Source organism: Brevibacillus fluminis (genome assembly GCF_052072235.1).
Classification (GTDB): domain Bacteria; phylum Bacillota; class Bacilli; order Brevibacillales; family Brevibacillaceae; genus Brevibacillus_D; species Brevibacillus_D fluminis_A.
The window spans coordinates 1-10,000 of sequence record NZ_CM125436.1; the positions used below are offsets into that span (position 1 = coordinate 1).

Below are 10,000 nucleotides of genomic sequence, written 5' to 3' on the forward strand. Positions count from 1 at the left end.
GTGGATGCTCAAATATCCGAACTTTGGCGAAAAGTCCTGGAAAAGATCGAAAAAACGCTAAGCAAGCCGAGTTTTGATACATGGCTCAAAGCGACAAAGGCAACCACCTTAGAGGAAGATGCTCTAATCGTCGCCGCTCCGAACGAGTTTGCTCGTGACTGGCTGGAAACGCGATACTCCCCTCTGATAACCGATACATTGTATGAAACAACGGGCAATCATATGAAAGTCAAATTTGTCGTCCCCCAAAACCAGGAGGCGGGCGCGAATGAAGACTTTCCTGCACCGCGTGTCAAGGTAGCTCAGCAACCGACTGGATCTGATGACCAGCCTCCCAGTATTCTGAATCCAAAGTACACGTTTGATACATTCGTCATCGGTTCCGGCAACCGCTTCGCCCACGCTGCCTCTCTAGCAGTCGCAGAAGCACCGGCGAAAGCCTACAACCCCTTGTTTATTTACGGAGGCGTCGGCCTTGGCAAAACGCACTTGATGCACGCCATCGGCCATTATGTCATACAGCATAACGCTTCAGCCAAAGTGGTTTACCTCTCATCCGAGAAGTTCACCAATGAGTTCATTAATTCGATTCGCGACAACAAAACGGTAGAGTTCCGCAATAAATACCGCAGTGTTGACGTGCTTCTGATTGACGATATTCAGTTTCTGGCGGGGAAAGAACAAACGCAGGAAGAATTTTTTCATACGTTCAATGCATTGCATGAAGCTTCCAAGCAAATCATTATTTCATCCGACCGCCCGCCAAAAGAGATCCCAACGCTTGAAGACCGGCTTCGCTCCCGTTTTGAATGGGGCTTGATCACCGATATCCAGCCGCCCGATCTGGAGACGCGCATCGCCATTCTTCGCAAAAAAGCGAAAGCGGAAAATCTCGACATTCCCAATGAGGTTATGGTATATATCGCAAATCATATCGACAGCAACATTCGTGAGCTGGAAGGTGCACTTATTCGTGTCGTCGCTTATTCTTCCCTGATCAACCGGGATATCGATACTACGCTAGCTGCTGAGGCATTGAAAGACATTATTCCTTCTTCCAAGCCTCGCATCATAACCATCATGGACATCCAACGGGCAGTTGGCGAGGCGTTCAGCCTCAAGCTCGAAGATTTTAAAGCGAAAAAACGCACGAAATCGGTTGCTTATCCGCGCCAAATCGCCATGTATCTCTCACGTGAGCTGACAGATGCTTCCTTGCCGAAAATTGGCGACGAATTCGGCGGCCGCGACCATACGACCGTCATCCATGCCCATGAGAAAATTTCCAAATCTCTGGCCGTTGACCCTCAATTGCAGGCAACGATTCAAACGTTGTTGGAAAAACTCAAAACTAGCAACTAGAATTGTGGATAATCCATGTGAATAATGAAAAAGCCTATGCACAATTTACCCACAAGTGTATAGGCTCTCTTTATCGTTCATTTTGGAGTTATCCACATTTTCACATGCCCTACTATTACTGTTATCTTTTTTACCTAATAAATATCTATATGTACGCGCTGCTGTTTTAGAACCTGTTACAGCACAGACATGCTGATGAATCCGAAACGATTCTGAAAAAGGCTCCATTGCATGTCGAAACGTTTTTGATGATGTCGTATCGTACAAGTTTTCTATGCAGTCAAACAAACTGGAGGTTGTCCACCATGCAAATAAGTGTCAAACGCGATAAGTTAGTATCAGCGGTGTCCCATGTTGCCAAAGCGGTATCGACTCGAACCACCATTCCGATTTTGACCGGGATCAAGCTGAAAGCAACCGATGAAGGACTAACGTTGACCGCGAGCGATTCCGATGTATCCATTGAGGTACAAATCCCGTCTGAAGAAGCGGGAGAATGGGGCGTAACGGTGCACAAACCAGGAAGTGTCGTGCTGACCGCTCGCATTTTCGGGGAAATCGTGCGAAAGTTGGCAGGGGATGAAATCCACATCTCTGTTGACGACCGATTCGCTGCACTGATCCGTTCCGGACAGGCCGAGTTCACCATCAATGGCATGAATGCCGACGAATTCCCGCAGCTGCCGCAACTGGAGGAGGAGAAAGTCCTCAGCATTCCAAGCGATCTGCTGAAAACCATGCTGCGCCAAACTTCTTTCGCCGTTTCCACATCGGAAATGCGTCCGATTTTGACGGGGATCATGTGGTCGCTGGAAAAAGGACAGCTGAAATTCGTCGCAACGGACAGCCATCGCCTGGCGAGCCGTTCTGCTGCTGTCGAATGCGCGGAAGACTTGTACTTTCACAATGTTGTCGTGCCGGGGAAAAGCTGTAATGAGCTGATGAAAATTCTCGACGATAACCAAGCGGTGGTCGATATCGTCGTAGCGGAAAATCAGATTCTGATTAAAACAAACCATATTCTGTTCTACTCCCGTTTGCTGGAGGGAACCTATCCGGATACAAGCCGCATCATCCCGCAAGGCAGCAAAACAGAGATTGTCGTCCACAGCAAAGATTTCCTGCAATCGATCGAACGCGCCTCGCTTTTGAGCAGAGAAGGGAAATCAAATGTGGTACGATTGGTAACAATGGCTGATAACAACGTCGAAATTTCTTCCAACGCTCCTGAAATCGGGCGAGTAACGGAAATGATGACACCTGTATCGGTAAACGGAGAAGAATTGAAAATCTCCTTTAATGCGAAATACATGATCGATGCGCTCCGTTCGCTTGATTCCGGTGAAATCCGCGTGAGCTTCACGGGGGCGATGAGTCCGTTTGTCATCCGCCCGACCGATCACGACTGGATTCTTCACCTGATCCTGCCGGTTCGCACCTACTAAACAACGAAAACCAGCAATCACGGTTGCCTGATGAAAGGAGCTTTCCCATGTCGAAAGCAGTAGCAATTCAGACTGAATACATCCCTCTTGGGCAATTTTTGAAGCTGGCCGGCGTCATTGATACCGGGGGCATGGCCAAGGCCTTTTTGGCCGATGTCGAGATTAAAGTTAACGGAGAGCTGGAAAACAGACGCGGCCGTAAGCTTTATCCCGACGATACCGTCTTTATCGATGGATTCGGTGACTTTCACGTAACCCGGCGTTGAGAGGGAGGGTGTCGCGTTGCATTTACGTAATCTGACGCTTTCCCACTATCGCAATTACGAATCGCTGTCTTTGTCTTTTGACGGTCAAATCCAGCTGTTCATCGGCAATAATGCGCAAGGGAAAACCAACGTGCTGGAATCGATCTATTTGTTGGCGCTGGCGAAGTCGCACCGCACCTCAAAAGACAAGGAATTAATTTCATGGAATGCCGATTATGCAACAGTCCGTAGCGACATCGAACGTCGCTACGGTTCTGTTCGTTTAGAGATTCAATTGACTTCGAAGGGAAAAAGGGCCAAAATCAATGGATTGGAGCAGCAAAAACTGAGCGAGTTTGTCGGGGCGTTGAATGTGGTCATGTTCGCGCCGGAGGATCTGGCAATCGTCAAAGGCGCACCTGCCCAACGCCGCCGGTTCATCGATATGGAAATCGGTCAGGTTTCGCGCACCTATCTCCATTACTTGAGCAACTACAACAAAGTGCTCCAGCAAAAAAATCAGCTCTTGAAAGACATGATCATCAAGAAGAACATCTCGGTTGACATGTTATCAATTTGGAATACCCAACTGGCTGATTTAGCGGTAAAATTACTACAGAAACGGTTTGAGTATATCGGGAAATTGGAGGCTTGGGCGAAAAGTATTCATGCCGGGATCACCGATGGTAAAGAGGAACTGACTCTTCACTATGTGAACACGACCCCCGTCACTGCTGACATGAATCTCCAGCAGGCGGCAGATACGCTTCACACAGCCTATGAAGAGATGCTGGAAAGGGAAAAACAGCGGGGCAGTACATTGATCGGGCCCCACCGCGATGATTTTTCCTTGCGAATAAACGGAATAGATGTACAAACATTCGGTTCACAGGGTCAACAGCGAACGGCCGCATTGTCTTTGAAGCTTGCTGAAATCGAGCTGATCAAGGAAGAGGTCGGCGAGTACCCGGTTTTGTTGTTGGACGACGTATTGTCAGAGTTAGATGAGCACCGTCAAACATTGCTGCTGGAAACGATTCAGGATAAAGTCCAGACGTTTGTCAGCTCGACAGGTGTGGAAGGATTGAAGCATCAGGTGCTTCAGCAGGCTGCGCGGCATTACGTGAGAGAAGGGAAAATTTCCTAGAAAGTCAAGGTGTTGAGGCATGTTTATTCACATTGGTGGAGATACTGTTGTGAGCACTAAGGACGTGATTTCCATCCTTGACCATCAGACGGTAAAAATGTCAAAAGTGACGAAGCGATTCATCGATGAGGAGCGGAAGAAAAAACGAGTCATCGATGAGGCGGCGGAAGAGGTCAAATCCTTTGTCATTACCAAAGACGCCATTTACTGTTCGCCGATTTCTTCACTTACGCTAAAGCGGCGAGCTCAGTTCGTGAACAGCCTGGACCAATTCCCTTCTGTAGAAACTGAAAGTGAGGAGTTGACAGAGTAGTGGATCAAGCAACTGAAAAAGAAAATAGCTACGATGCCAGTCAGATACAGGTCTTAGAAGGATTGGAAGCTGTACGGAAACGCCCGGGGATGTATATCGGCTCGACAAGTAGCCGTGGCTTGCATCATCTGGTTTGGGAAATTGTCGATAATGCGATCGACGAGGCGCTTGCAGGGTATTGTACCGAAATCCATGTCAAGATTTTGCCGGACAATGTCATCAGCGTAACGGACAACGGCCGCGGGATTCCAACCGGCATTCACGAAAAAACGGGCAAATCGACAGTTGAGACCGTTTTGACCGTGCTGCACGCCGGCGGTAAGTTTGGCGGCGGCGGTTACAAAGTGTCAGGCGGTCTACATGGTGTAGGTAGCTCGGTTGTAAACGCCTTGTCCGAATGGATGGAAGTCGAAGTTAAGCAGCAAGGCAAGATTTTTAAAATGCGTTTTAACATCGGTGTTCCAGAGGCAGAACTTGCTGTTGTGGGCGAGACGGAAGAAACGGGAACGATCGTTACGTTCAAGCCGGACCCGACCATTTTTACGGAAACCACCGTTTATGAATACGAGATTTTGCAAAAGCGGATCCGCGAGCTGGCATTTCTGAACAAAGGCTTGCGCATCGTTTTGCATGACCAACGCCCCGGCCAAGAGCGGTCCGAGGAGTTTTATTTTGAAGGCGGCATTATCTCGTTTGTTGAGTATTTGAACAAAAACCGCGAGAAGCTGCATGAAGAGGTCATCTACTGCGAAGGCGAAAAGGACGGCCTTATGGTAGAGGTTGCGATTCAATACAATGACAGCTATGTCAGCAACATCTACTCGTTTGCCAATAACATCAATACACATGAGGGCGGAACGCACGAGGCCGGCTTCAAGGCTGCGCTGACCCGCGTGATTAACGATTACAGTCGCAAGTTTAACTTTTTGAAAGAAAAAGATCAGAATCTTTCCGGCGATGACGTGCGGGAAGGAATCACTGCGATCATTTCCGTGAAAATCCCGGAGCCGCAATTTGAAGGGCAGACGAAGACGAAACTGGGCAACTCCGAAGCGCGGAGCATCACGGAGTCCATTTTTGGCGAGCGTTTTTCTGCTTTCATGGAGGAAAATCCGTCTGTAGCCAAGAAGGTTGTGGAAAAAGCGCTGATGGCTGCTCGCGCACGCGAAGCGGCGCGGAAAGCGCGCGAGCTGACCCGCCGCAAAAATGCGCTCGAGGTAAGCGCATTGCCGGGTAAACTGGCGGACTGTTCCTCCAAAGATGCTTCCGAATCTGAATTGTTCATCGTCGAGGGGGACTCTGCGGGTGGTTCTGCAAAAATGGGCCGCGATCGTCACTTCCAGGCTATTTTGCCGCTGCGCGGAAAAGTGTTGAACGTTGAGAAGGCGCGTTTGGATAAAATTTTGTCCAACAATGAGATCCGGATGATCATTACCGCGATCGGCACAGGGATCGGTGAAGATTTCGATATTACCAAAGCTCGCTACCACAAAACGGTCATCATGACGGATGCCGACGTCGATGGTTCGCACATCCGCACCTTGCTGTTGACCTTCTTCTACCGTTACATGCGTCAATTGATCGAGGAAGGCTATATCTATATTGCCCAGCCGCCACTCTATCAAATTAAACAAGGCAAACAGGTCCATTATGCGTATACCGATGCGCAGCGCGATCAAATTTTGGAGACGTTGAAGCCTGTGCCCAAGCCTGCGATTCAGCGTTACAAAGGACTGGGCGAGATGAATGCCGAGCAGCTGTGGGAAACCACGATGGACCCAAGCGTTCGGACTTTGCTGCAGGTTAGTTTGGAAGATGCGATGGATGCGGATATGGTGTTTGAAACCTTGATGGGCGATGAAGTAGAGCCGCGCCGGGAATTTATTGAAGGGTATTCCAAGACGATCCGGGATTTGGATATTTAATGTGTAATTTCATAGAGGCAGCGTAAGAAAAAGCGGTCGTGTATTCGGCCGCTTTTTTCTTTTGGTTCAAAATAAATTTTCCCTCAGGTGTCACAAAATGGGTTGTGCATTTGTTATACCTGACAAAGGGAGGTGAGCAAACGTGGATAAGGAGCAAATCGAGAAATTGGTGGCGGAGATCAAAACAGGCGATCTGGAACGATTCGGGGAAGTCATCGAAGCGTTGCAGCAGCCGATATTTACATATTGCTACCATATGCTCGGACATAGGCAAGAAGCGGAGGATGCCGTACAGGAGGTATTCATCAAAGCGTACGAACATATCGACAAATATACAAAAACACTCTCTTTTTCAGCGTGGGTGTATAAGATTGCCTATCATCATTGCTTGAATCTCATAAAACGAAAGAAGCTTTATCGAATGGTTCCTTTTTTGCAAAAAGAATTGTCCGTGGAAGACTCTACTGCGAGCGATTATTTGAGTGAACCGCTTCATGTCGCTTTGTCACAGCTGAACGCAGAGGAACGGAATGTCATTATTTTGCGAGTTGTTGAAGAGAAGACCTATGAGGAGCTTGCGGCCATCCTGCAGAAAAATCCGGCCGCCGTTCGAAAGCAATACGAACGGGCGGTGAAAAGATGCAAAAAATACGTGCAAATGCAGAAAGGGGGGGACGAAAATGAAGCCTTCAAAGTCATCAGATGAGTTGGAGCGACTTTTTTTGCAGACAGATGTTCCGAAAATTGATGTTAAAGATCAAGTGTTAGCGAAGATAACGGAAAGAAAGAAACAAAGGGAGGCAGAAAAGGTGAAAAAGAAAATCATAGTAATCGTGGCGGCATGTCTTGTGTTCGGTGTGACTTCTGCATTTGCGGCAATCAAAGTATATGAACTGAAAAACGACAAGGGAGAGGTTGTCGTTCAGGTCAACAAAGTGGATCAAAATCCGGGTTTGAACCATCAGAAAACGTTTAACGAAAAAATCAGTGAGATCCGCGAATCGATGAAGCCTGATACAGCTGCGATCGTGTATATCGCCAGCGATAACCCGCAAAAAATCATATCCCGTATACAAAAACCGATTACTTCAAGCGATCGCGCTGCCCTGCAAACTGAGCTTGGGACATTGCTGACTGTTCCAGCCGAACTCCAAGGCAGCTTCGTGTTCCAGGAAGGCTATGTGGAACACATGGTAAATTACGACTACAAGAAAGAAGAAATCTACCAAGAGGCGGAGCGAACAAAGCAGGACATCATCATCAAGGAGATGAAGGTAGACAAGAAAGTACAGCGAACAGGAGCGACTTACAAAAACAACAAAGGAGCAGTTCGGATCGACATCGATAATTTTGAGAATATCAAATACATGAGTTCTGAAGCGGGGCCAGACGAAACGGTTGAAAAAGTGCAGGTGCACGGACAGGAAGCAATCTACCACGTGCAAAAATCCTCAGATACCGGGCAAGAGTATAAATATCTTGAGATTTTTAACGAGAAGGCTAATTTGCTCTATACCGTAAGTACGTCGTTCACGACGGTTTCCAAAGAAGACTTGCTGGCGATTGCAGCAAAATTGTGGTAAATTACAGGAGATACGCCAAGATTACAGCTTTGTAAGAGAATTGAAAGGTAAAGCGATAGCAGCGATTTGTCCCCCCGAGATATGATGGTTGCATAACCGAGAAGCGGGAGGAAGTTACCATGAAACAATTATTGCGTATTGCTGCTGTTGCCGCCAAACTTTCTCTTGATGCAAAGGCGACTGTTCGCCGACTCGATTTGGAGAAGCTGGTCAAATTATAAAAGAATCCCACCTTGCCCAATCACTACTTCCCTTGTCAAAAGCGACAAGGGATATTTGCCTGTTTTTTCTTTCTTTCGTCAGACTTGGACGTGGGGAAACAGAATATGTTATAATAGCTAGATGTGAGAACCATTTGGAGGTTTATTCTCTATGGCTGAAGAAGCATCTCGGTTTCCTAAAATTGATATAAGTCAAGAAATGCGCGAGTCCTTTATTAGCTATGCGATGAGCGTTATCGTGAGCCGGGCATTGCCTGATGTTCGCGATGGCTTGAAGCCGGTACACCGCCGGATTTTATATGCTATGCATGATATGGGACTTACCCCTGACAAAGGGTTCCGTAAGTCGGCCAACGTTGTCGGGGAAGTTATGGCGAAATACCATCCACATGGTGACTCCTCGATCTATGAGGCTATGGTGCGGATGGCGCAAGATTTTAATACGCGATACCTGCAGGTTGAGGGTCAAGGGAACTTCGGTTCCGTCGACGGAGACCCGCCTGCTGCGATGCGTTATACCGAGTCGCGCATGTCCAGGCTCTCGCTTGAATTGCTGCGCGATATTGAAAAAGAAACAGTTGATTTCATCCCCAACTATGACGGCCGGCAAGAAGAACCGGTTGTTTTGCCATCCCGTTTTCCGAATCTGTTGGTCAACGGCTCTGGCGGTATCGCCGTCGGTATGGCAACCAACATTCCGCCGCACAACCTGACCGAGGTTATTGATGGCGTCGTGGCGATGATCGATAATCCGAACATCACTGTCGCCGAGTTGATGAAAATCATTAAAGGGCCTGATTTCCCGACAGCTGGTGAAATTCTCGGCTATAGCGGGATTCGCCGTGCCTATGAAACGGGTCGCGGGTCGATCACGATGCGTGCCAAAACCTTGATTGAAGAAAACAAGGGAAAAGCGCGAATCATCGTGACGGAAATTCCGTTCCAGGTGAACAAGGCGAGATTGGTGGAAAAGATCGCCGAGCTGGTTCGCGAAAAGAAAATCGATGGCATTACCGATTTGCGCGATGAGTCCGACCGGAAAGGGATGCGGATCGTGATCGAACTGCGCCGCGACGTTGTGCCAAAAGTCGTGCTGAACAATTTGTTCAAGCATACGCAAATGCAAAGCACCTTTGGTGTGAACATGCTGGCACTGGTTAACAACCGTCCGCGCGTGCTTAATTTGCGCGATATGATTTTTTATTATTTGGAACATCAGCGTGAAATTATCCGCAAGCGGACCGAGTACGATCTGCGTCAAGCGGAAGCCCGCGCGCACATTTTGGAAGGTTTGCGCATTGCGCTGGACCATATCGATGAAATCATCAGCTTGATCCGCGCATCGCAAACAGCCGATGAAGCGCGCGAAGGGTTGATGTCGCGTTTTGGTTTATCCGAAATTCAGGCACAGGCGATTCTGGATATGCGTCTGCAGCGCCTGACCGGTTTGGAACGGGAGAAAATCGAGAACGAGTACCAGGAGCTGCTGGCTAAAATCGCGGAATACCGTGCGATTTTGGCGGATGAAGGCAAAATTTACGCCATTGTTCGTGATGAAATCAGTGAGATCAGGGATAAATTCGGCGATGCTCGCCGCACGGTCATTACAATCGGAGAAGATGTGATCGAGGACGAGGATCTGATTCCGGAAGAAGAAGTGGTTGTTACGCTGACCCACAGCGGCTACATCAAACGTCTGCCGTCTTCCACGTACCGCAGTCAGAAGCGGGGCGGTCGCGGTGTGCAGGGAATCGGAGCG

Annotated in this window: 9 protein-coding genes (1 of these 9 cut by a window edge); all 9 read left to right on the forward strand. The window is 48.3% G+C overall.

The window, feature by feature from the left end; genetic code table 11:
- A complete protein-coding gene (gene dnaA / locus ACTID9_RS00005) occupies positions 1-1,362 on the forward strand; it encodes a chromosomal replication initiator protein DnaA (RefSeq protein ID WP_441069067.1) in 1,362 nt (453 codons plus the stop codon).
- A gap of 305 nt (positions 1,363-1,667) precedes the next feature.
- A complete protein-coding gene (gene dnaN, locus ACTID9_RS00010) occupies positions 1,668-2,807 on the forward strand; it encodes a DNA polymerase III subunit beta (protein WP_441069069.1) in 1,140 nt (379 codons plus the stop codon).
- Between the two features lie 47 nt (positions 2,808-2,854).
- Positions 2,855-3,073, forward strand: coding sequence for a S4 domain-containing protein YaaA (yaaA, locus tag ACTID9_RS00015; RefSeq protein WP_441069071.1), 219 nt, complete (start codon positions 2,855-2,857; stop codon positions 3,071-3,073).
- A 16-nt stretch (positions 3,074-3,089) separates the two neighbouring features.
- Entirely contained in the window at positions 3,090-4,199 is a 1,110-nt protein-coding gene (recF, locus tag ACTID9_RS00020) for a DNA replication/repair protein RecF (RefSeq protein ID WP_441069073.1), read from the forward strand.
- A 19-nt stretch (positions 4,200-4,218) separates the two neighbouring features.
- A complete protein-coding gene (gene remB, locus ACTID9_RS00025; RefSeq protein ID WP_122920176.1) occupies positions 4,219-4,512 on the forward strand; it encodes an extracellular matrix regulator RemB in 294 nt (97 codons plus the stop codon).
- Positions 4,512-6,437, forward strand: coding sequence for a DNA topoisomerase (ATP-hydrolyzing) subunit B (gyrB, locus tag ACTID9_RS00030; protein ID WP_441069076.1), 1,926 nt, complete (start codon positions 4,512-4,514; stop codon positions 6,435-6,437). The genes remB and gyrB overlap by 1 nt, the downstream gene beginning before the upstream one ends.
- A gap of 142 nt (positions 6,438-6,579) precedes the next feature.
- Positions 6,580-7,143: an RNA polymerase sigma factor gene (locus tag ACTID9_RS00035; RefSeq protein WP_441069078.1), complete on the forward strand. Its 564-nt coding sequence runs from the start codon at positions 6,580-6,582 to the stop codon at positions 7,141-7,143.
- The gene (locus ACTID9_RS00040; RefSeq protein WP_441069080.1) at positions 7,118-8,020 is read left to right on the forward strand and encodes a hypothetical protein; all 903 of its coding nucleotides are present in this window, start codon (positions 7,118-7,120) and stop codon (positions 8,018-8,020) included. The genes ACTID9_RS00035 and ACTID9_RS00040 overlap by 26 nt, the downstream gene beginning before the upstream one ends.
- Positions 8,021-8,392: 372 nt before the next feature.
- Positions 8,393-10,000, forward strand: the 5' portion of a protein-coding gene (gene gyrA / locus ACTID9_RS00045) for a DNA gyrase subunit A (RefSeq protein WP_441069082.1). It continues 900 nt past the right edge of the window; only the first 1,608 of its 2,508 coding nucleotides appear in the window; the start codon lies at positions 8,393-8,395; the stop codon falls past the right edge of the window.